This is a genomic window from Methanothermobacter sp. KEPCO-1 (genome assembly GCF_008033705.1).
GTDB classification, from domain to species: domain Archaea; phylum Methanobacteriota; class Methanobacteria; order Methanobacteriales; family Methanothermobacteraceae; genus Methanothermobacter; species Methanothermobacter marburgensis.
Map to the genome: position 1 here is coordinate 359,841 of NZ_CP042937.1, position 19,597 is coordinate 379,437.

A 19,597-nucleotide genomic window follows, 5' to 3' on the forward strand; every position below is an offset into this window, starting at 1 on the left:
CACTCCCTGTTAAGGAAAAATTTATACATGTGCATCCCTCATATTATCATGGAGGTTTTAAAATGAAGAGGGGTGTGTCATTAATTCTCGTTCTCGTCCTCATGCTGATGCCATGCTCCTATGCATGGAAGACCGTCACCCACTATGACGCCGCTGAGGCCATCTATGAGAAGCTTCCATCCTCCAAGAGATCAAAGATCAACATTAACGCCATGATCGACGGATCCAACGACCCTGACGAAAAGTTTCATGATACTGTTAGGCACAGCTTTCCCAGAAGCTTTACAGAGGCTAAAAAGTGGCTTGACAGGGGTAGGAGTGCCTACAGAAGCAAGAATTACAGGTATGCCAGTTACTGCTTTGGTGTTGCAAGCCACTACATCACAGACACTTTCTCAGCACCTCACTGTGTAAGTGGAGAGTCATCTACACTCCATAACAGCTACGAAAAACAGGCCACGTACCTTGCACCCAGCATAAGCTACGTTTCAGGGGACATCTACAGCCTCATGCAGCGGGGCTACCTCAATGGAAGGAGCGACTGGTCAAGGTGGACAAAAACCAAAAGCAGCTCGATAGTCCAGAGGGACCTCAATATGGGGACCAGCGTAGCCTACAGGGCAATAAACCTTGCCATGAATTAAAACCCCAATTTTATTTTTTTGGAAGATAAACCCATACATCATCCATCAAAAAAGTAAATTTTCAGAACTCCGAGACCTGAACCAGCCACTGAAGAATAAATAATCAAAAAATAATGTGTATTTTCAGAACTCACCTAGAAGCTGAGTTCAGATATCCTTTCCATTGCCCTCACAGTATTTTTAAGGGAGTTGAATGCTGTTAGCCTGAAGTATCCCTCACCGCTCGGTCCAAAGCCAGACCCTGGTGTTCCAACAACCTCCGCCTCATTGAGTAGCATGTCAAAGAACTGCCACGAATCCATGCCCTCAGGTGTCTTTATCCAGATGTATGGTGCGTTAACACCACCATAGTACCTCAGACCGGCACTTTCAAGGCTCTCCCTTATTATCCTTGCATTCTCCATGTAGTAGTCTATTGACTCCCTTATCTCCCTCTGGCCCTCAGGTGTGTAGACCGCCTCGGCGGCCCTCTGCACAGGGTAGGATACCCCATTGAATTTTGTTGTCTGGCGCCTGTTCCAGAGCTCCTTAAGGGAGTGCATCCTCCCCTGACTGTCGGGGACCTCCAGTTCCTCTGGCACCACAGTGAAGGCGCACCTTGTACCTGTGAAGCCGGCGTTCTTTGAGAAGCTCCTGAACTCAACTGCAACCTCCCTTGCACCCTCCACCTCATAGATGCTGTGGGGTATTCCATCCTCCTGTATGTAGGCCTCGTACGCTGCATCGAATAGTATTATGCTGCCACTGTCCCTTGCATAGTCAACCCACTCTGCGAGTTGCTTCTCTGTGAGCGCTGTTCCTGTGGGGTTGTTGGGGTAGCAGAGGTATATGAGGTCAACCTTCTCCTCAGGAAGTGCTGGTATGAATCCGTTCTCCTCTGTGCACGGAATGTACACCAGACCACTGTACCTTCCAGTCTCATCTGCGGGACCGGCCCTTCCCGCCATAACGTTGCTCTCCACGTACACTGGATAGACAGGGTCTGTCACCGCGACCACATTGTCCTGTCCAAAGATCTCCTGGATGTTTCCTGTGTCACACTTTGCACCGTCACTTATGAATATCTCCTCGGGTGAAACCTCAACACCCCTTGAGGCGTAATCGTTTTCTGCTATGGCCTCCCTGAGGAATGGGTAACCCTGTTCAGGTCCATATCCCATGAAGGTTTCCTCGTGAGCCATCTCATCGACGGCCCTGTGGAAGGCCTCCACCACCGCGGAGGGGAGGGGCCTTGTAACATCCCCTATACCCATCCTTATCACATCGGCGTCAGGGTTTTTCCTCTGGAAGTCCTCCACTCTCCTGTTTATCTCAGAGAATATGTAACTGCTTTTAAGTAGCAGGTAGTTTTCGTTTACTGTCACCATGATTTAACCTCTCAGAAACTAATTTTCAGGTAGGTTCCCTGAAGAAGAATGATATTATCATGTAGTCCACAGGAGTTAATAAAAATTGCTGTATAAAAAGTTGCAATCCCTGTTAATGGGGCTGAATGCCATCAACAATAAGGTCTCAGATATTTATCTGAAGGTTTTACATTCCTCCACGAACTTCAATGCTCCTTTGATTATAATAATTGCTTCTTTCTGATCTATTTCTGAAAGGATACCATAATCCGCCTCTTCCCTATCTTCATATGCCCTCAGAAGTATGTCAAATATCTCCTTCTGGAATCCCCCATTCTTTACGAATTTGAGTCCAAACTGTGAAATCAATCCCCTGTGAGTCTTCGGGTAAATGTTCCTCCGTGATAGCAGCGCTCTTGCTGCAAAGAACATTGCGTAGTATGCTCTGCTTACAGCATCTCCATAGAATCCATGTTCGCACAGTGTTCTGGCAGCCTCAAGTTTCCTGACTGCCTTTTCCATTAAAATTTCCTCATCACCCAAGCACCACACCCTCTTTCCTTATTCTGGAGATGAAATGGGTGTCCCCCAGAAGCCTGTATTCCTCAGGGGAAATTACCTTAACTGAGATATGGACACCTGTACTGAGGAGTATATCGCGCGCCTTCCTTATGACCTTATCCTTTATTTCAGTTTTTTTTGTGGAGATTATGATTATGTCTATATCAGAGCCCTCTCTATCATCCCCCCTGGCAACGGACCCAAAAAGGATTATTTTTTCTATTTCAGGATAATTCAGTGACTCTGAAAACTTCCTGGCAAGTTCAAGTCTGTTCATCATTACCCCCCAGAACGAAGTGTGAACCCGAAGATCTATTGACAGTTTCAGATCTTTTCGCCATTATAATTAAATTTATGTGTGCTCCCAGTAGAGTCTACCTGTTTAATCTGTCCACTGAAAGACGATCTCGCTCACAGACAAGCCGTGCGTCTTCGACGTCTAACTGTTTGATCTGTCCACTGAAAGGCCTTCAAGAAAAAAAGGGTTTAAAGAGGTTCCCATTCATTTATGGGCATAATAGAATACCAGTCTCTCCCCTGATGAATCAACCCTGGCAAACCCGAATCTTTCAAGCTGTACCACATCATCAACCTCAAGTTCTGAGGCATCTCCCTCAATGACACCCTCAATCTCTGAGGCGTCAGGCATCACGACCACTGCCTTGAGGGCTGATTCAGCTGGAACCCAGTGTATCATGGCTGCCTGCAGCTCCCTTGCCTCCTCGATGCCCTCACTGTGGTATCTGAGTTCACCATCAGAGTAGATCACGTTAACAGCATCTATTAACCTGAGAGGACCCTCCCTGAGGTCCCCACGGGGGAGGTACACGTCCCCATTCAGCTCGAGGATGCGGTTACCCAGTTCAGGTTTATCAGGGTGCAGGGATCTTTCAACCCTGATGGGTCCTGGCAGCCCCTCTATTTCGAACCTGACAGGGTCTGCCGCGAAGAAGTACCTCCTGGCTTCTTCCTCCAGGATGTTGCGGTTGAGGCCGTAGATCTTCTTCCAGCTCATGGTGGAGTCTGCTATCTTGACACCGATCTCAACCATGAGTTTCCTTATTGCATCAGACCTTATACCCCTCCTTGCGATGGCCCTGATGGTTCCAAGGCGGGGGTCATCCCAGCCAGAGTACTTGCCCTCGACTATTCCCTCCCTTGCCCCTGATGTGCTCAGTGCAATGTCATCCATCTTAAGGCGCCCGTAGTGTATGAATACAGGGGGCTCCCAGCCCAGGTGCCTGTAGAGGTACTCCTGTTTTTCACTGTTTGCAAGGTGGTCCTTGCCCCTTAGGACATGGGTCACCCCGAGGAGGTGGTCGTCCACAGCAACCGAGAAGTTCATCATGGGGTACACCCTGTAGCGTGTACCTGTGCGGGGGTGTTCGGCCTCCACTATCCTCATTGAAACCCAGTCCCTTATGGCGGGGTTGGGGTGCTGGAGGTCTGTCTTAACCCTCACAACCGCTGAGCCCTCTGGCATCTCAAACATCTCCCTCCAGCGCTGGAGGTTCTCCCTGACCCCCAGGTCACGGCAGTGACAGGCCTTCCCCTCATTTTTGAATTCCCTGAATGCCTCGGGGGTGCATGTGCATACGTATGCCCCGCCCCTCTCTATGAGCCTCTCTGTGTACTCATAGTAGATCTCCATTCGGTCGCTCTGGATGATGGTCTCATCCCATTCAACACCAAGCCACTCCAGGTCAGAGGGGATCATATCATAGGCCTCCGGGTCAACCCTTCGGGGGTCGGTGTCCTCGATTCTGAGTATTAGTTTGCCATCATACCTCCTGGCGTATTCATGGTTGAGGATGGCTGCCCTTGCATGGCCTATGTGGAGTGGTCCGCTGGGGTTGGGGGCGAACCTCAGTACAACCTCACCCTTAACATCAGGGAGGTTCCTGAGTCCCTGTCTCTTCTTCTGCTTCCTCTCCCTGATCTCAAGACCTAGCCTCTCCATTTCACTCTGCTGTTCTTCGGGTTTTAAACTGTTAACCTTCTCAACAGCAGCCTGAACAGCCTCCTTGACCTCAGGGGCCCTCTTTCTGAGTTCAGGTTCATTGCTCATAACGGCCCCCATGACGGCGCCCGGGTTTGCCTTTCCCTTATGCTTAACAGCATTCATGAGTGCGTAGCGGTAGACGAGGTCCTCCACCATCATCACCTAGTGTTCCCTTTCAAGTACAAAGTCAGCTATCCTCATGAGTGCGTCCCTTGCATCTGAGTCTTCAAGTATCTCAAGGCGCTCCTTGGCCATCCTCACATAGTCAAGGGCCACCTCATGGGCATACTGGGTTGCACCGTAGCGTTCAAAGATCTCTATGGCCTCAGCGACACTGCCCTCATCACCTGATCCGAGGATCGATATGAGCCTCTCCCTGTCCTCCTCTGATGCCTCCTCAAGGGCCTTTACAACCATGAGGGTCATCTTGCCCTCTGCTATGTCACTGCCCACAGGTTTGCCCAGAGATTCCTCATCACTCACCACATCCAGGTAGTCGTCGTGTATCTGGAATGCGAGGCCGATGAATTTGCCGTAGTCCTCCAGGGCCTCAACCTCTCTCTCTGATGCGCCCCCCATTATGGCACCTGCCTTTGTTGCTGCTGCAATGAGGGCTGCGGTCTTCTTGTAGATCATCTCCATGTACTCATCCTCTGTGACATCCAGCCTCTCCTCAAAGCCCATGTCAAGGGCCTGGCCCTCACATATCTTAACGCATGAGTCAACCACCACTGCAAGGGCATCCTTCACCCTTTCTGAGTCCCCGTTCCTGATGACGGCCTCGAAGGCCTTGGAGAAGAGGACGTCCCCTGCAAGTATGGCCATGGGTTCACCCCATATGACATGGACTGAGGGTTCCCCTCGCCTCATCTCATCATCATCCATTATATCATCGTGAATGAGTGAGAATGTGTGTATCAGTTCTATGGCCGCAGCCACCCCTGCAGCGTCCTCAGGGTTTCCGCCTACAGCCTCACAGCTAAGGAGTGCAAGTGAAGGTCTTATCTTCTTACCACCTGCTGTTATGAGGTGTTCTGATGCCTTAAGGAGCGTATCAGGTGTTATGTCGCTGATGCACTCCATTATCCTCTTATCGGCCACTTCAGAGTACTTTCTGAGAATATCTAATACTTCCGTCATCGGATACCTCCATTAAATACCTGTGCCTGTCCATTCCTCAAGATGTGTATGTCGTTACCCAGCTTGTAGCCCTCCTCCTCTGCTATCTCGGCGTAGGCCGAGAGCATGCTGAGGTCTCCGTGGGCTGGTATTATGTGCATGGGGTTGAGCATCCTTATGAAGTCCCTGTGGTCCTCCCTACCTGCATGCCCTGATACGTGTGCATTTGTGTAGATCCTTGCACCGCTTGATGCCAGGCGACGCTCCATGAGGTTCCTGTTTGCAACGTTCATGGGGTTGGGTATGACGGGGGCTGATATCACCACATTGTCACCCCTCTTTATCCGGAACTGGGTCTTTGCATTGGCTATCCTAGGCAGCAGAGCATCGGGTTCCCCCTGGTGACCTGTTGTGATGAGGAGGTAATCCTCACGCTTTGCCTCTGCACGTGCAAGGGCCCTGTTAACAGCCTTTGGACTTCCATATATGCTGGCATTCTCAGGGAGTTTGAGTATGCCCATGGCCTCTGCGAGTCCACAGTATCTCTCCATTGACCTTCCAAGGAGGAGCATCTGCCTGTCGCTCTGTGATGCTATGTCACTTATGGCCTGTATACGCTCCATGTGGGAGGAGAAGGTGGTCACTATCATCCCGTTCCTCTCCTCAAGGGGGTTCTTCATTATATCCTCAAGGACTATCCTTGCAACCTTCTCTGAGTGTGTCTTGACCTCCTGCTTCTCGTTGGCCCTGGTTGTTTCAACTATCATTGCCAGGACGCCCTTCCTTCCAAGCTCCCTGAGGCGGTGGTAGTCAGGTGGTGGTGATATCTTCTGGTGGTCATCGAATTTGAAGTCAAGTGCATAGACTATTATACCCTCCGGTGTGTGGAGTGCTGCTATAACTGACTGTGGTATACTGTGGGTTGACTGTATGAACTCCAGTGTTATACCAGGGGATATCTGGCACTTCTCCCCTGCATTGAGGACCTGGAGTGTGTTTAGGACATTGAACTTTCGCTCTGCCTTTATTGTCCTCTCTATGAGTGCTATTGTGTAGGGTGTTGCTATTATGGGGGCCTGGTACCTGTGGGCCAGCTTTGCAACCGCCCCTATGTGGTCCAGGTGCCCGTGTGTGAACACTATTGCCCTGACCTTTCCATCAACGTCCTTCATGAGGGTATCATCGGGTATGACACCCCTCTCTATGAGGTCCAGGCTGTGCATCCTTGCAATGTCTGTGTCCTCATGTATGTGAACCCTGTCAAGGTGAATCCCCATGTCAAATATTACAACATCATCCCCCACCTTAACGGCGGACATGTTCTTACCTACTTCCTCGTATCCGCCGATCGCTATTACTTCTACGCTCAAATTATTACCTCCTGGCGTATTTTATTGTTTCAAAGCCCCTTTCATTTAGCCACTCTCTGGTTCGGCCCATTATTATGACCTGTGAATTTTTAAGATCGTCAAGTGTTTCCGCACCTGCAAGGTACATGGCGGTTTTAAGTGCCTCGTTGAACCTTTCAATTACCCTTACAACGGCCCTGTAACCCTGGCCTGCAGCTTCAAGTACCGGGAGTGCTATTCCAGTCAGTGTTGCACCTAGGGCTATGGCCTTTGCAGCGTCAAGTCCGCTTCGTATACCCCCTGATGCAATCACAGGCACGTTTACTGACTCTGCAACCTCCACTGTGCTTGCAGCGGTGGGTATTCCCCAGTCCCAGAAAAGCTCACCCAGGTATCTGTCGTCTGCACGGTAGGTTTCAACTGCGGCCCAGCTGGTTCCGCCTGCACCTGCAACGTCTATGGCCGCCACCCCGCATGCTTCAAGTTTTATGGCGTCCTCTGAGGATATACCTGCGCCTGTCTCCTTGACCATTACAGGGACATCCATGGACTTCACAATTGATGATATGGATTCGAGGGCCCCGGTTGAGTCCACGTCGCCTCCGGGTTGTATTGACTCCTGGAGGGGGTTGAGGTGCACTGCGAGTGCATCTGCATCTATCATCTCAACTGCCCTCTCTGCATATTCGATGTGGGAGCTTCCAATGTTTCCCACGAGCATTGCTGATGGGGCCTCTTTCCTTGCTATGGCGTAGGTCTCCTCAACCTCAGGGTGTTCAACACCTGCCCTCTGGCTTCCAAGTCCAAGTGCAATTCCGAGTTCCTCTGCGGCCCTTGCAAGTTCCCTGTTTATTTTGAGGGCTGCAGGGTGCCCGCCTGTAATTGCACTTATCATTATGGGTGATGAAAGCTCTTTACCCAGGAAATCCAGTCCTATATCTATCTTTTCCCGGTTTATCTCAGGTATGGCCCTGTGAACCATTTCAATTTCCTCGAAGCCTGTGCTCTTCCTGTACTCCACGTCACAGCTTGTGCACAGGATCAAATGCTCCAGTTTTCTATCCGAAATCATTTTAACGCCCTTCAAATTTCCCTTAATTGATAATCCTGAACTATCAGGTTATGATCATGTCTTAATTCCCTTAATTGATGATCTGAATCGATGATCTGGCCTTCAAATTTCCCTTAACTGTAACCCTGAACTATCAGGTTATGATCGTGATATGAATGATTTATTTTCTGATCCTGGTGCCCCTCACAGCCTCTCCACGGAGGGCCCTCAGGATATTTCCAGGTACACCTGCATTTATTATCTCTGATTCTATACCCCTCTCTGCGAGGGCCAGGAGTTCCCCCACCTTACCAACCATTCCACCTGTAACGTCAGTATTAACTGTCCCATCAAGGGATTCGAGGTCATCAAGGGATCCTATAACGTCAAGAAGCCTCGCATCAGGGTATTTCTTTGGGTTCCTGGTGTAAACCCCGTCCACATCGGTTCCCAGTATGACCCTCTCTGGCCCTAACCTGATGGAGAAGTGGTTTATGAGCTGGTCACCTGATATCACAGAGAACCTCACACTGGTGTTTAAGTCAAGGATCACGTCACCGTAACTTACAGGGACCATCCCCTCCTCCAGGTAGGATTTTATCATTGAAAGATCAGCATCCCGGATGCGGCCATTCTCTGCCCTCAGGAATGCTGATGGGGGCATGGAGACCGCCGGTATTCCCTCATCAAGGAGCGCATCACAGACGTGTGTGTTGAGTTTCCTGACCCAGTTCTGTGTGAGTGCGGATCCAAATCTCCGCTTTCTGAATTCCTCCTCATCCTTTATTTCAGATCCTATCCTGTATTTTCCTGCGAATGGGTGGCCGAATGATCCGGCCCCATGTATTATCATGAGTGATAATGGTGAAGCGTCTGCAATCTCTGAGGCTATCCTCTGAAGGTTTTCTGAATCTATTTCAGGTTCCTCAGAGTCCTTTCTGGTAATTACACTTCCACCTACCTTGAGAATGATCATCAAGATGCCCCTTTAAGTGATAAGAAGTTTTACCTGATCAGGCCCTCTTCTGAAAACCTGGCCTTCATTGCATTCCAGTTCCTGTTAAGGGCCTCAGCAACATCTTCTGCGCAGCCAGGGCAGTATGCTATTATGCTTCCGCCTCCCCCGGCACCTGTGATCTTGGAGCCGGCTGCACCTGCACTCCTGGCCTCATAGACCATCATTGAAAGTTCCCCTGTGGACACGCCCATGGCGTCAAGGAGCCCCTGGTTTATGTTCATAAGGTCCCCTATGGGTTCCGGGCTGTTACTCATAAGTGCCCTGTATGCCCTCATGGTTATCATCTCAACTGCATCCATGATTCCATCCATGACATCCGGGAATCTGCTTCGGAGCTCTGCGACTCCTGCAACCATCTCTGCGGTGTCACCTGAATGGTCCAGGTGCGCTATTACAAGATCATGAAGCCGCGCATTAACCTTTTCCACATTCCTCTGACTGTCAAGGTACACCAGACCGCCATATGTGCTCACTGTGGTGTCAAGGGGACTTGCGGCTCCCTGGACTTCGAGTTCAACCCTGTGGGCCCTCGCTGCGGTATCCTCAGGTTCTGATTCCCTTCCATGGTATTCATCAAGGGCCCCTATGAGTGCAACTGTGAGTGCTGCTGATGAGCCAAGGCCCGACCCCACCGGTATCTCCATTTCGATCTGGATACTGAGTGGTGACCCGTCATGGTAGAGTTTGAGGGTTTTCCCAACGTAGTCAAGAATACCTCCCCTTGGGCTGGATTCAGACCTGAAATCAACTCCCAGGGATGGTATGGTAACCCGGTTTTCAGATGAATCCCCTAGGGTTACAGTCACCCTTCTATCTACTGCAGCTGCAATCGCCGGTTTCCCATATACAACGGCATGTTCACCAAAAAGAATGGCCTTGGCAGGTGCTGATGCCCGTGACTTCAATGTTTCACCCTCAGCCTCTCAGGACAAGGGAGGCATAGCCCACAACTGAACTCTGGTCCCCTGTTATATCACCACTCGTGGCATACTTCAGGAGCCTGCACTCACTGGCTCCGAGCATCCTGGATGCTGTGATGCTGGCGGCCACTGGCCCGTAACCACACATGGTTGCATTGAGTTCCGTTATAACACCGTACATGCCTGTATCATCCATTTCGGTTATCCTCTCAATTATCCTGCTGTCAATGGATCCTGCAACATCGGCGGGGCTGTAGTGGGTGAAGTCAGTGCTTGCAATGACAACCGCGTCCCTTTCTGTCCTCTCAATCGCTGCAGCCACTGCATGTCCAACGTCTGTGGCTGTCTCCTGGTCCTGCATCCACATGGTGATGGGGACTATCCTGAATCTATCTGTGAAGTACTGGATGAATGGTACATGGACCTCACAGCTGTGCTCTCCGAGGTGGGCTGTCCCATCAATATCAATGATACCGGATTCCCTTACAATGACCTCTGCAAGTTCACTGTCAATATCCACGACACCGAGGGGTGTTTCCCATGCTCCCCTCTGCATCAGTGAGACGCCTGACCCCATGCCTGTGTGGTTGGGGCAGATTATCACGAATGTTTCAGGTATACCGTCTGATACCATCTCATGGTAGGCGTGGGCTGCCACAGGTCCTGAGTACATGTAACCTGCGTGGGGGGCGATCACCCCCTTTATGTCCCTGGCGGAACCCCTGACCGGCAGACCGCCCGGCCCCAGTTCATGGTTGAAGCACCACTCAATTCGCCTTCTGAGGGCTTCAGGGTCCCGCTCATAGAAAGCTCCCGCCACTGCAGGTCTTCTTATCATAGAACCACTCTAAATTTTCAGTTCAAATTCAGTGGGAGGTATTATCCAGGTCCTCATCCTCTTGAGCACACCCTTCTCCCTGAGCAGCTGCCTTGCCAGGAGCCAGTAAACAAGGGCTATGGCTTTACGGCCCTTGTTGTTGACGGGTATTGCGATATCAACATTTCCAAGCAGGTTTTCTGTGTCGCAGAGTGCCACAACAGGCAGGCCTATCTGTTTGGCCTCGACTATTGCCTGTGAATCTGACCTGGGATCGGTTGCAACCAGCACCTGTGGCTCAATGAACTTTGCATAGTTGGGGTTTGTCAGTGTGCCCGGGATGAATCTGCCGGGTATTGTCCTTGCACCTGTCACCTCACCGAATTTCCTGACAGGTTCCTGTCCATACTGCCTCGTTGATACAGCCAGTATATCATCTGGCTCATACTTTGCAAGGAACTTTGAGGCCGCTATTATTCTGTCATTTGTTTTCCTTATATCAAGGACGTAGAGCCCATCTGATCTTACACGGTAGATGTATTTCTCCATATCAGCTGTTTTCTGCTGTGTTCCAATATGCAGTCCTGCTGCAAGGTATTTGTCTAGTGGTATCAGTAGTTCTGACAATATATCACCTCAGTAAGTTTGATGTTAAAATGGCAGTTCCGCCATGGTTGAATAAGGAATCTCTTCCTGTATGCGTATGAGTTCATTCAGTTTGGCTATCCTCTCGCCGCCTATGGCACCTGTCTTGATGAGTGGTGCCCCGAAAGCCACTGCAAGGTGGGCTATTGTATCATCCGTTGTCTCACCTGACCTGTGGGAGACCACCGGGGTGTAACGGTTCTCACGGGCAAGTTTGACTGTCAGGTAGGTGTCTGTGAGTGTACCTATCTGGTTTGGTTTGATTATTATACCATTGGCGGCACCCATCTCTATGCCCTCTCTGAGTATCTCCCTGTTGGTTACGAAGATGTCGTCACCACAGATTATGCAGCGGTTCCCCACAAGTGAGGTGAGTTCAGCAAAGCCCTCAAAGTCGCCCTCATGGAAGGGGTCCTCAACATAGTACATGTCGTAGGTCTCAATGATCTCCCTGACAAACTCTATCTGTTCACCGGTGTCCTTCTGGACCTTCTCCTGTTTGTAGACGTACCTTTCAAGTTCAGGGTCCCAGAATTCACTTGCTGCAAGGTCCAGTGACGGCCTTACCTCAACGCCAAGTTCATCTGTTACCTCCTCACAGGCTGTTACCTGTATCTCCAGGGCATCATGGTTTGAGAGGCTTGGCACCCATCCTCCCTCATCACCCTTACCACCTGTGAATGAGGGGTCCTTTTTCTGTATGAGTTCCCTTATCTTCTTATGGACGGCTGCATTTGCAAATACCGCTTCTGTTATATCCTCCGCACCCACAGGAACCACAAGGAACTCCTGTATGTCAGGAGCGTTCTCTCCGGCATGGGCTCCCCCGTTTATCATGTTGCCCAGGGGGTATGGTATGGTAGTTGCAAGGTTACCGCCAAGGAACCTGTAGAGGGGCATGTTGTATGATGAAGCAGCCGCCCTGGCAGTTGCCATTGAGACGGCCACTACAGTGTTTCCTCCAAGTGATGAGAGGTTCTCTGTTCCGTCAATCTCCTTTAAAACCAGGTCTATGTCCTGCAGGTCAACGGCATCCATTCCTATGAGTTCTGATGAGATTATATCCTCAACCTCTGTTATGATCTCATCAACCCCACCTGATGGGAATGCTTTGACCTCCCTGGAACCTGTGCTTGCACCGCTGGGGGCTGCTGCCCTTCCAAAGCCGTTCCAGGTTATAACATCAACCTCAACCGTGGGGTTTCCCCTGCTATCAAGAATTTTTCTTACTCTAACATCTTCAATTATACTTTCCACAAAAACACCTCACAATAAACTCTACATGGAAAAATAGTGGTTTATTAGAGTTTATTTGTCTCTTCTAACATCCAGTGGCATTACCTTCTTTTCAAGTTCCTTCCTGGCTATATCAACAGGGTCCAGTGACTCCTGAATCTCAACCTGGGGCCTTGCACCCATTGATATCTGGAGTGCCCTGGCACCTATCAACCTAGCCCTTTCAAAACGTGTGAGTTTTTTTGACGCCATTTCATTGCCTCCAAGAAAAACTTAAAATAGAGGTTCTTGGATTGTTTTGATGGGACCGCCGAGATTTGAACTCGGGTCTCCAGCGTTCCGGTGCTGACCATCCCCGTTCCAGTTGAAAAGTACTGAAACTTCTTCAATGGCTGGGAGGATGGACCAAGCTACCCTACGGTCCCCTACCATGTCTCAACATGTGAAATTAACATTCGTCTGCAGCAGTACCTCTTAAGACCCAGGTCATCAAGGACAGCCTTTGGGTCCTCTCCATCAGCCACTCTTTTCTGATACTCTTTGAAATAGGCTGATACAGGTTTTCCGCAGCTTAAACATCTTACTGGAATCATACTGAATCATTCTACTCTTTAATTTTATAAAATAAAAATATATAAAGTTATCGCTTGATCTACCTGTAACTCTTCTGTCTCCTTGCACGGGCGCCGCGTCCACCGTACTTCTTGGGCTCTGAACGCCTGGGGTCCCCTACAAGCATTGTCCTGTCGTACCTCACAAACTTCTCCTTGAGGTCCATGTCCCCTGTCCATTCCACAAGGCCCCTGGCTATGACCATCCTTGCAGCCTCTGCCTGACCTACGATTCCGCCTCCAACGACCCTGATGTTTATGTCCACATCATTAACAACATCACCGGCCAGCTGCAGTGGTTCCATGATCTTGAGCCTTGCAAGTTCAGGGGTGTAGAGTTCCACAGGCACCTTATTGATCCTCACTCTACCCTTACCTTCACTGATGGTTCCCCTTGCAATGGCGGTTTTCCTTTTGCCGCTTGTGTGAATAACCTTCCTCATGATTACACTCCCTAAGTTAGAATTTAGCGCCCAGAAGTTCTGAAATCTCTCCAAGCTCCATTCCCTTCTTTATGTTACCTGCTCTGGCCTCAGGTATTTCAACCATTTCTTCGTCCTTGAATTCCCTTGGAACACCAACATATGCTTTCAGGCCCTTGAAGGCCTCTCTGCCCTTTGATTTCCTGTAGGGGAGCATTCCCCTCACGGTTCTTCTGAATATGTCGTCGGGTCTTCTCGGGTACTTTGGACCCATTCGGCGGGGGTTTGATATGCTGGCCCTATCAATCCTCTGCTTGTACTTGCTGTATGCCCACTGCTTTGAGCCTGTGATTATAATTTTCTCAGCATTGAGGACAACCACTTCCTCCCCTTCCAGGAGTTTCTGGCTGACCACGCTTGCCAGTCTTCCAAGGATATGTCCTTCTCCATTGATGATCATGAGCAACACCTATTCTATTATCCTGATGTTCTTTATGGCTGGATTTTCTTCAACGATCTTTCCGAGTGTCAGGCACTCTCCACCAGCGCCCTCTATCTTATCCCTGGCTGTCTGTGAAAATGATAGGGCGACAACCTGAACCTTGTGGTCAAGTCTCCCGCTTCCAAGGACCTTTCCAGGTACGATGACCGTTTCATTTTCATCTGTGTACCTGTTTATCTTGGAAATGTTAACCGCGGCCCTGTTCCTTGTGGGTCTTTCGAGCCTCCTTGCAACGTCCTTCCAGATCGCCGCGCCCTCCTGGGATGATTTCTTTCTGAGGTTGCGTATGAGTTTTATGAGATTGGGATTTGTCTTGGTAATCTTCCTAGCCATGGCTTAGCCTCCTTCACAAAATGTTATTACCCTTTCTGCCTTGTCTCTGAGGATGTCACATGCCCTAAGAAGGACATCCTTAGGGTCAACTGATCCGTCGGTCTCTATCCTGAATATGAACTTGCCTTCCTCATATCCCACAATTATGGCCCCTTTATCACATGCCCTCACACAGCTCTTGCACATTGAACAGTTTTCAACATCAAGTACCTGGGGTTTCCCTGATTCCCCTCCAAGAACTCCCCTTGGACATGCATCCACACATTCAAGGCACTCATCGCATTCCTCTGTGAATGTTATCATTGGATAGTACTTGTATGCACATGCTGTTGTAGGCTCCCACTTGGCATGATCCCTTCCCACACCGAGCTGTGCAACAGCCTCCAGTTCAAGCTCATCCTCATCCCCCAGCTTCACAAGGGGTATATCAGAATATACAGGTTTGACTGCAGGTGTCTCTGATAGAAGATCCCTGGAGTAGATTACGCCGGGACCCTTCTTTTTGAGTGTGAAAGATACACTGCATTCAGAGCAGTATTCATCACAGCCACACTCCTCAGGCATTTTCAGGCCCTCAATGAATTCAGGGTCAGCTTTGAGGGGTACCAGTCCAAGCCTGTGGGCAAGCACCTCATCAAACATCCTGGCGTCGTTCCTGTACATGTTAACGTACTCAATTGCCAGTTTGGGGACCTCCATCATGCAGATCCTCCTTATGGCGTTTATGAAGGGAACGGTTACGCCAGTGACCACAAAGACCATTTCGGTATCAGTTTTTTCCTTAAGAGCAATATCCATTTTAGACCCTTCTTCCCCTCTTACCTCCAGGTCTTCCTGTGCCATCATGAGGTATGGGAGTTACATCCTCAATTTTGCCTATCTTCATTCCTGCCCTTGCAAGGGCCCTTATGGCTGCCTGTGCACCAGGTCCCGGTGTTCTTGGGCCGTTTCCACCTGGAGCCCTCACCTTGATGTGCAGGCCGACGATACCCTTCTCCTTTGCATCATCAGCCGCCCTTGTTGCAGCCTCCATTGCAGCGAATGGTGATGACTCCTGACGGTCAGCCCTCACAACCTTACCACCGGACCACTGGGTGATGGTCTCCGCACCGGTTATGTCTGTAATGGTGATTATTGTGTTGTTGAATGATGAGTAAATATTTGCAATTCCCCATTTTTCCTTTTCAGCCATTTTATCTCTCCCTGAATTTATTCAGCGTCCTGGGCTGCTTCGATCTGTTTTTTCATTGGGGATGATGGGTAGAATCCTATTTTGTCCTCTTCTCCCCTTTTGACTATGTATCCCGGGGCGTCGATTTTCCTGCCGTCGAGGGCTATGTGGCCGTGAACCACCATCTGTCTGGCCTCGTTCACCGTCCTTGCGAGTCCCCTCTTGTGAACCAGTGTCTGGAGTCTCCTCCTGAGCACGTCTTCCACTGTGAGGTCAAGGACGTCCTCAAGGTTTGCGCCCTCATTGAGTATTCCTGTCCTCACAAGGTGTCCCAGGAGCTGTTCCCTCTCCTTCTTTGTGTGTTCACCGGATATACCAAGGAGGTACCTTGCATCCCTCCTGTATCTCCTCACCATTGTTTCTGCTTTCCAGACTTCCTTCTTGTTCTTGAGGCCGTACTTTGCCACAAGCCTGTTTTCTTCCTTTATTCTTTCAGCGTTCCATGGGTGAGGTGGAGTATCATATTTTTTTCTTGCCTTACGTGGGTGTCCCATTTTAACCTCTCCTTATCTACCTTTTCCTCCTTCTCACACCAACTGAGGAGCCCTTCCTGAATGTGGACTTTGTCCTCTGTCCCCTGACAGGTAGTCCAAGTTCGTGTCTTCTTCCCTTGTAACTTCTTGTTTTCCTCATGCGGTTGAGGTCCTCTCTGAGGCACATGTCAAGGTCTGACTCTATGAGGTGCTTGTCCTCGCCTGTCTCGTAATCGTTACGCCTGTTGATCATCCATGATGGGATGTTGTACTTTGCAGGGTTCTTTATGGCCTCTTCAAGCCTTTCTATTTCATCATCTGAAAGGTAACCTATCCTCTGGTTAAGATCGTATCCTGCTGACATGATTATTGCCCTTGAAAGAGCCTTTCCAACGCCCTTTATACTTGTAAGGGCATTTTCCATGGTCTTATTACCATCAATGTCCTTTCTGGCAATACGAACCATATGTTTGAATTCTTCTTCCATTCATTAACCTCCAGTAAGAGTGAATTCGCGGGACGGGGGTTGCGAATTCCAGATAACAGTCGTAGGTGCAACATTGTTGCTTTAACCGACGCCGGGACTGGGATTTGAACCCAGGAGGAGCAAAGCTCCACAAGATTTCCAGTCTTGCGCCTTACCTGGCTAGGCTATCCCGGCATATGATGTATCATTTTAAGTGTATGGACTGAAGCCTATTTAAGTATTGCTATGGGGACCGGCGCCACATCCGGGGGTAGGTCCCGGGCCTCATGAAGACCTTCTCTGTCTCAATCACAAGGCCGCTGTCTGCGGCCACAATATCAAGGGACGGCATCAGCGCCTCACCAACGGCCACAAGTTCCCCCTTGAGGGTCATCACCGCAACCGTGTCGCCCTTCCTTATGTTATCATCCAGGCCAGCTATACCTCCACGTGCAAGGTCAGCGCCATGGCATACTGCATCAACTGCAGAGTCAAGGATGACGGCACGGGGGAGATGGGATACTGCAAACTCCATGGGGAGGATGCATTCACGCAGGAATCCCTCATCCCCATCCTCAACCCAGAACTGGTAGGCGTCCTTGAGGTCGTGGAGTGTTACCAGGCCCTCCTCTGTGAAGGGTCCCACACGTGTTCGTCTGAGTTCAGCCATGTGGGCCCCTGTACCAAGGGCCTCGCCCACATCATGGCAGTACTTCCTCACGTAGGTCCCTGCCTCACAGGCTATCCTGAAGAGAACATCCTTACCATCAATTTCCAGTATACTCACATCGTAGATTGTCCTTACACGGAGCTCCCTTTTAACAGCTGACTTGAGGGGAGGTATCTGGAAGATCTTTCCCTGGAATTCCCCTAGCACCTCCCTTATCCTGTCCTCATCCACCTCCCTGTGAACCCTCATGAGGCATACGTATTCCTTGGGGGCCTCAAGGAGAAGCTGCATGACCCTTGTTGCCCTGTTTATACCCAGGGGCAGAACACCTGTGACCTTCGGGTCCAGTGTGCCCCCATGCCCCACCTTCTCTGCGTGTAGCATGTCCCGAACCCAAGCATCCACCTGGTGGGAGGTGGGACCTGAGGGTTTATCAAGGTTAACAACGCCGTGGGATATGTGGGTCTCAATGTCCCTCTCGTGAGGAGGACACCCATATGAAGGGTCCGTGCGTGACTCCTTTAACTCCATGAATTCTGCCATGAGGGATACCTGCAAAAATAAGAGGTGGGTTTATTCAAGGGCTTCAAGTTCCTTCTTTATTTCCTCGATATCATCGGATTTGATCTCTATCTTCTTCTCTGTTGGTTCAAGGTGTCCTATGTTGCACCTCCTGTTCTTAACATTGACACCAACAACCTCAACGAAGTTTTTGTCGATGATATCAAGTATCACGCATTTTTCACCGGCTTCTCTACCTGCGGTTTTCACACATACTCTTCCAACTTCTATTGCTGCCATTAAATCACCTCGGTAACTTTTAGTATGATTTCAGCCACGCCTTCAGCGTCAAAATGGCTGGTGTTTATCACAATGTCATATACCTCAAGGTCATCCACATCTATACCGTGAATCTCCCTGTACCTCTGGGCTTCACTGGCCTCACGTATCCGGATCTCATCCCTGACCGTCTCCAGGTCCTTGGATTCCCGGACACTTATTCGCTGAGCCCTCACATCAAAGGGTGCCATCAGCAGGACCTTCAGATCCGCCCTTGCAAAGTGTGCAGAGAGCCTTCCCTCAAGTATGAGGTCCTCATGTTCATCTGCAAGCCTGGCCTGTCTCCTGTCGATCTCCATGTCTATCTCTGGATTCTCCTCTGCAAGTTTGCTGAACTCCAGTATGTCAAGTTTCCTCTCAGCAGCCATCTGCCTGAACACATCACCTGCAGATACACAGGGTATCCCTGTCCTCTCAGACAGAATCCTGGCAACAGTTGTTGTGCCAGTACCGGCCAGACCACCGATGGTTATGATCATTATGACCTTGCCTCTTTCTTAAAGACTTTGCGTGCGCAGCTTGAACAGTAGTAACCACCGTATGGTCTGTTGGGTCTCTTCTTGGACTTTGAGAGTTTTCTTATCTCATAGGGTCTTCCTCTTGGAACACCATGGAGTGGCTTTCCGCAGCCAGCACATACATGCTTTGATGGTTTCTTTCTGCGGTAATGTATAACCGTCCTTCCTCCAGGAGTTCTCTTGAAGATTCTCTTATATGATCTGGATCTGTATCTTAACTCTGGCATTTCAATCTCTCCATAACGTTACATTCCACCTTTAAGTCCCATGAACTTTCTGAATATCTGGGACATGGCAAAGGAGCATAAGATGTACCAGCCAAGCCATCCTATGGCATAGGATGGGGCGTTTGGGGGCATGCCATAGAACATGTGCCACAGCGGGACAAGGAGTACATAGTATGCAACCTGGGGCAGTATCACCAGTGTCTTGACTATGTGTGGTTCCTGTCCCATCCAGTAGAAGACAAGGATTATTGGCACGAAAGTGACTATCATTGGCTTGAATGACATGGTCATCATTTCGCGCTGTTTGTCCATGAACTCCATCTGTTTTTTCTGGATCTCCTCCAGCGCCTGCATGTCATTCTTCTTTCTTGCCTCCATCATCTCCTGCTGGAATTCCTGCATTTCAGCTTTAAGTTCTTCGAGCCTTTCCTGGTCCACAAGCAACTTGTTTGCCAGTGTTATGATAAAGGCCACTATTGCTGATATCAGGAAGACCGTGAGGATGGGGTTCTGTGGATTCGGGTCCATTGCAATGAATGGGCCGAATACAGCGTTCAGCGCCCCGTATACGACTTCAAGCACCATTTTTGTTTCCT

At 49.8% G+C, this 19,597-nt stretch carries 27 protein-coding genes and 2 tRNA genes; 1 reads left to right on the forward strand and 28 read right to left on the reverse strand.

What is annotated here, in order from left to right; translation table 11 throughout:
- The first annotated feature begins 62 nt into the window (after nucleotides 1–62).
- The gene (locus FVF72_RS01825) at nucleotides 63–644 is read left to right on the forward strand and encodes a zinc dependent phospholipase C family protein (RefSeq protein ID WP_013295363.1); all 582 of its coding nucleotides are present in this window, start codon (nucleotides 63–65) and stop codon (nucleotides 642–644) included.
- 134 nt (nucleotides 645–778) lie between these two features.
- Here FVF72_RS01825 and FVF72_RS01830 read toward each other — a convergent pair whose 3' ends face one another.
- The 28 genes from FVF72_RS01830 to FVF72_RS01965 form a co-directional block, all read right to left on the reverse strand.
- On the reverse strand, nucleotides 779–2,014 hold the full coding sequence (locus tag FVF72_RS01830) for an LL-diaminopimelate aminotransferase (RefSeq protein ID WP_197538716.1): 1,236 nt from the start codon (nucleotides 2,012–2,014) through the stop codon (nucleotides 779–781).
- A 150-nt stretch (nucleotides 2,015–2,164) separates the two neighbouring features.
- Nucleotides 2,165–2,533 carry a HEPN domain-containing protein gene (locus FVF72_RS01835; RefSeq protein ID WP_013295361.1) on the reverse strand — a complete coding sequence of 123 codons (369 nt, stop codon included), beginning with the start codon at nucleotides 2,531–2,533 and terminating at the stop codon, nucleotides 2,165–2,167.
- Nucleotides 2,526–2,828: a nucleotidyltransferase domain-containing protein gene (locus FVF72_RS01840; RefSeq protein ID WP_013295360.1), complete on the reverse strand. Its 303-nt coding sequence runs from the start codon at nucleotides 2,826–2,828 to the stop codon at nucleotides 2,526–2,528. The genes FVF72_RS01835 and FVF72_RS01840 overlap by 8 nt, the downstream gene beginning before the upstream one ends.
- Before the next feature lie 225 nt (nucleotides 2,829–3,053).
- Nucleotides 3,054–4,712 carry a glutamate--tRNA ligase gene (gene gltX / locus FVF72_RS01845; protein ID WP_013295359.1) on the reverse strand — a complete coding sequence of 553 codons (1,659 nt, stop codon included), beginning with the start codon at nucleotides 4,710–4,712 and terminating at the stop codon, nucleotides 3,054–3,056.
- Between the two features lie 3 nt (nucleotides 4,713–4,715).
- Nucleotides 4,716–5,693 (reverse strand): short chain isoprenyl diphosphate synthase IdsA, encoded by a 978-nt coding sequence (gene idsA, locus FVF72_RS01850; RefSeq protein ID WP_013295358.1) that lies wholly within the window; start codon nucleotides 5,691–5,693, stop codon nucleotides 4,716–4,718.
- Nucleotides 5,690–7,042: an RNase J family beta-CASP ribonuclease gene (locus FVF72_RS01855; protein ID WP_013295357.1), complete on the reverse strand. Its 1,353-nt coding sequence runs from the start codon at nucleotides 7,040–7,042 to the stop codon at nucleotides 5,690–5,692. The genes idsA and FVF72_RS01855 overlap by 4 nt, the downstream gene beginning before the upstream one ends.
- A 4-nt stretch (nucleotides 7,043–7,046) precedes the next feature.
- Nucleotides 7,047–8,093 carry a type 2 isopentenyl-diphosphate Delta-isomerase gene (gene fni, locus FVF72_RS01860; RefSeq protein WP_147671052.1) on the reverse strand — a complete coding sequence of 349 codons (1,047 nt, stop codon included), beginning with the start codon at nucleotides 8,091–8,093 and terminating at the stop codon, nucleotides 7,047–7,049.
- 160 nt (nucleotides 8,094–8,253) lie between these two features.
- Nucleotides 8,254–9,048, reverse strand: coding sequence for an isopentenyl phosphate kinase (locus tag FVF72_RS01865; protein WP_013295355.1), 795 nt, complete (start codon nucleotides 9,046–9,048; stop codon nucleotides 8,254–8,256).
- A gap of 29 nt (nucleotides 9,049–9,077) precedes the next feature.
- Nucleotides 9,078–9,995 (reverse strand): mevalonate kinase, encoded by a 918-nt coding sequence (gene mvk / locus FVF72_RS01870; RefSeq protein WP_013295354.1) that lies wholly within the window; start codon nucleotides 9,993–9,995, stop codon nucleotides 9,078–9,080.
- Nucleotides 9,996–10,005: 10 nt separating this feature from the next.
- A complete protein-coding gene (locus tag FVF72_RS01875; protein ID WP_048174856.1) occupies nucleotides 10,006–10,848 on the reverse strand; it encodes an MEMO1 family protein in 843 nt (280 codons plus the stop codon).
- Between the two features lie 9 nt (nucleotides 10,849–10,857).
- Complete coding sequence (gene rpsB, locus FVF72_RS01880; RefSeq protein ID WP_147671053.1) at nucleotides 10,858–11,454, reverse strand: 30S ribosomal protein S2; 597 nt, start codon at nucleotides 11,452–11,454, stop codon at nucleotides 10,858–10,860.
- Nucleotides 11,455–11,478: 24 nt separating this feature from the next.
- Entirely contained in the window at nucleotides 11,479–12,729 is a 1,251-nt protein-coding gene (gene eno, locus FVF72_RS01885; RefSeq protein ID WP_048174851.1) for a phosphopyruvate hydratase, read from the reverse strand.
- A gap of 51 nt (nucleotides 12,730–12,780) precedes the next feature.
- Entirely contained in the window at nucleotides 12,781–12,960 is a 180-nt protein-coding gene (locus FVF72_RS01890; protein WP_048174849.1) for a DNA-directed RNA polymerase subunit K, read from the reverse strand.
- Between the two features lie 50 nt (nucleotides 12,961–13,010).
- Nucleotides 13,011–13,133, reverse strand: a tRNA-Pro gene (locus FVF72_RS01895).
- Entirely contained in the window at nucleotides 13,134–13,301 is a 168-nt protein-coding gene (locus FVF72_RS01900) for a DNA-directed RNA polymerase subunit N (RefSeq protein ID WP_084126074.1), read from the reverse strand.
- Nucleotides 13,302–13,360: 59 nt separating this feature from the next.
- Nucleotides 13,361–13,762 (reverse strand): 30S ribosomal protein S9, encoded by a 402-nt coding sequence (locus tag FVF72_RS01905; RefSeq protein ID WP_048174846.1) that lies wholly within the window; start codon nucleotides 13,760–13,762, stop codon nucleotides 13,361–13,363.
- Nucleotides 13,763–13,778: 16 nt separating this feature from the next.
- Nucleotides 13,779–14,201 (reverse strand): 50S ribosomal protein L13, encoded by a 423-nt coding sequence (locus FVF72_RS01910; protein ID WP_048174844.1) that lies wholly within the window; start codon nucleotides 14,199–14,201, stop codon nucleotides 13,779–13,781.
- A gap of 9 nt (nucleotides 14,202–14,210) precedes the next feature.
- Complete coding sequence (locus FVF72_RS01915) at nucleotides 14,211–14,576, reverse strand: 50S ribosomal protein L18e (RefSeq protein ID WP_048174842.1); 366 nt, start codon at nucleotides 14,574–14,576, stop codon at nucleotides 14,211–14,213.
- A gap of 3 nt (nucleotides 14,577–14,579) precedes the next feature.
- The gene (locus FVF72_RS01920) at nucleotides 14,580–15,374 is read right to left on the reverse strand and encodes a DNA-directed RNA polymerase subunit D (RefSeq protein WP_048174839.1); all 795 of its coding nucleotides are present in this window, start codon (nucleotides 15,372–15,374) and stop codon (nucleotides 14,580–14,582) included.
- Between the two features lies 1 nt (nucleotide 15,375).
- Entirely contained in the window at nucleotides 15,376–15,768 is a 393-nt protein-coding gene (locus FVF72_RS01925) for a 30S ribosomal protein S11 (RefSeq protein WP_013295344.1), read from the reverse strand.
- Between the two features lie 17 nt (nucleotides 15,769–15,785).
- Entirely contained in the window at nucleotides 15,786–16,301 is a 516-nt protein-coding gene (rpsD, locus tag FVF72_RS01930) for a 30S ribosomal protein S4 (protein WP_048174837.1), read from the reverse strand.
- Nucleotides 16,302–16,317: 16 nt separating this feature from the next.
- On the reverse strand, nucleotides 16,318–16,767 hold the full coding sequence (locus FVF72_RS01935) for a 30S ribosomal protein S13 (protein ID WP_048174835.1): 450 nt from the start codon (nucleotides 16,765–16,767) through the stop codon (nucleotides 16,318–16,320).
- Between the two features lie 89 nt (nucleotides 16,768–16,856).
- A tRNA-Ser gene (locus FVF72_RS01940) sits at nucleotides 16,857–16,941 on the reverse strand.
- Nucleotides 16,942–16,990: 49 nt separating this feature from the next.
- Nucleotides 16,991–17,959: an RNA-guided pseudouridylation complex pseudouridine synthase subunit Cbf5 gene (locus tag FVF72_RS01945; protein ID WP_048174833.1), complete on the reverse strand. Its 969-nt coding sequence runs from the start codon at nucleotides 17,957–17,959 to the stop codon at nucleotides 16,991–16,993.
- A 30-nt stretch (nucleotides 17,960–17,989) separates the two neighbouring features.
- Nucleotides 17,990–18,217, reverse strand: a complete 228-nt coding sequence (locus tag FVF72_RS01950; RefSeq protein ID WP_048174831.1) for a 50S ribosomal protein L14e — start codon at nucleotides 18,215–18,217, stop codon at nucleotides 17,990–17,992.
- A complete protein-coding gene (gene cmk, locus FVF72_RS01955; RefSeq protein WP_048174828.1) occupies nucleotides 18,217–18,735 on the reverse strand; it encodes a (d)CMP kinase in 519 nt (172 codons plus the stop codon). The genes FVF72_RS01950 and cmk overlap by 1 nt, the downstream gene beginning before the upstream one ends.
- Nucleotides 18,735–19,001, reverse strand: coding sequence for a 50S ribosomal protein L34e (locus FVF72_RS01960; protein WP_013295338.1), 267 nt, complete (start codon nucleotides 18,999–19,001; stop codon nucleotides 18,735–18,737). Before FVF72_RS01960 ends, cmk begins: the two co-directional genes overlap by 1 nt.
- Before the next feature lie 18 nt (nucleotides 19,002–19,019).
- A complete protein-coding gene (locus tag FVF72_RS01965) occupies nucleotides 19,020–19,586 on the reverse strand; it encodes an EMC3/TMCO1 family protein (protein ID WP_048174825.1) in 567 nt (188 codons plus the stop codon).
- Nucleotides 19,587–19,597: the final 11 nt, after the last annotated feature.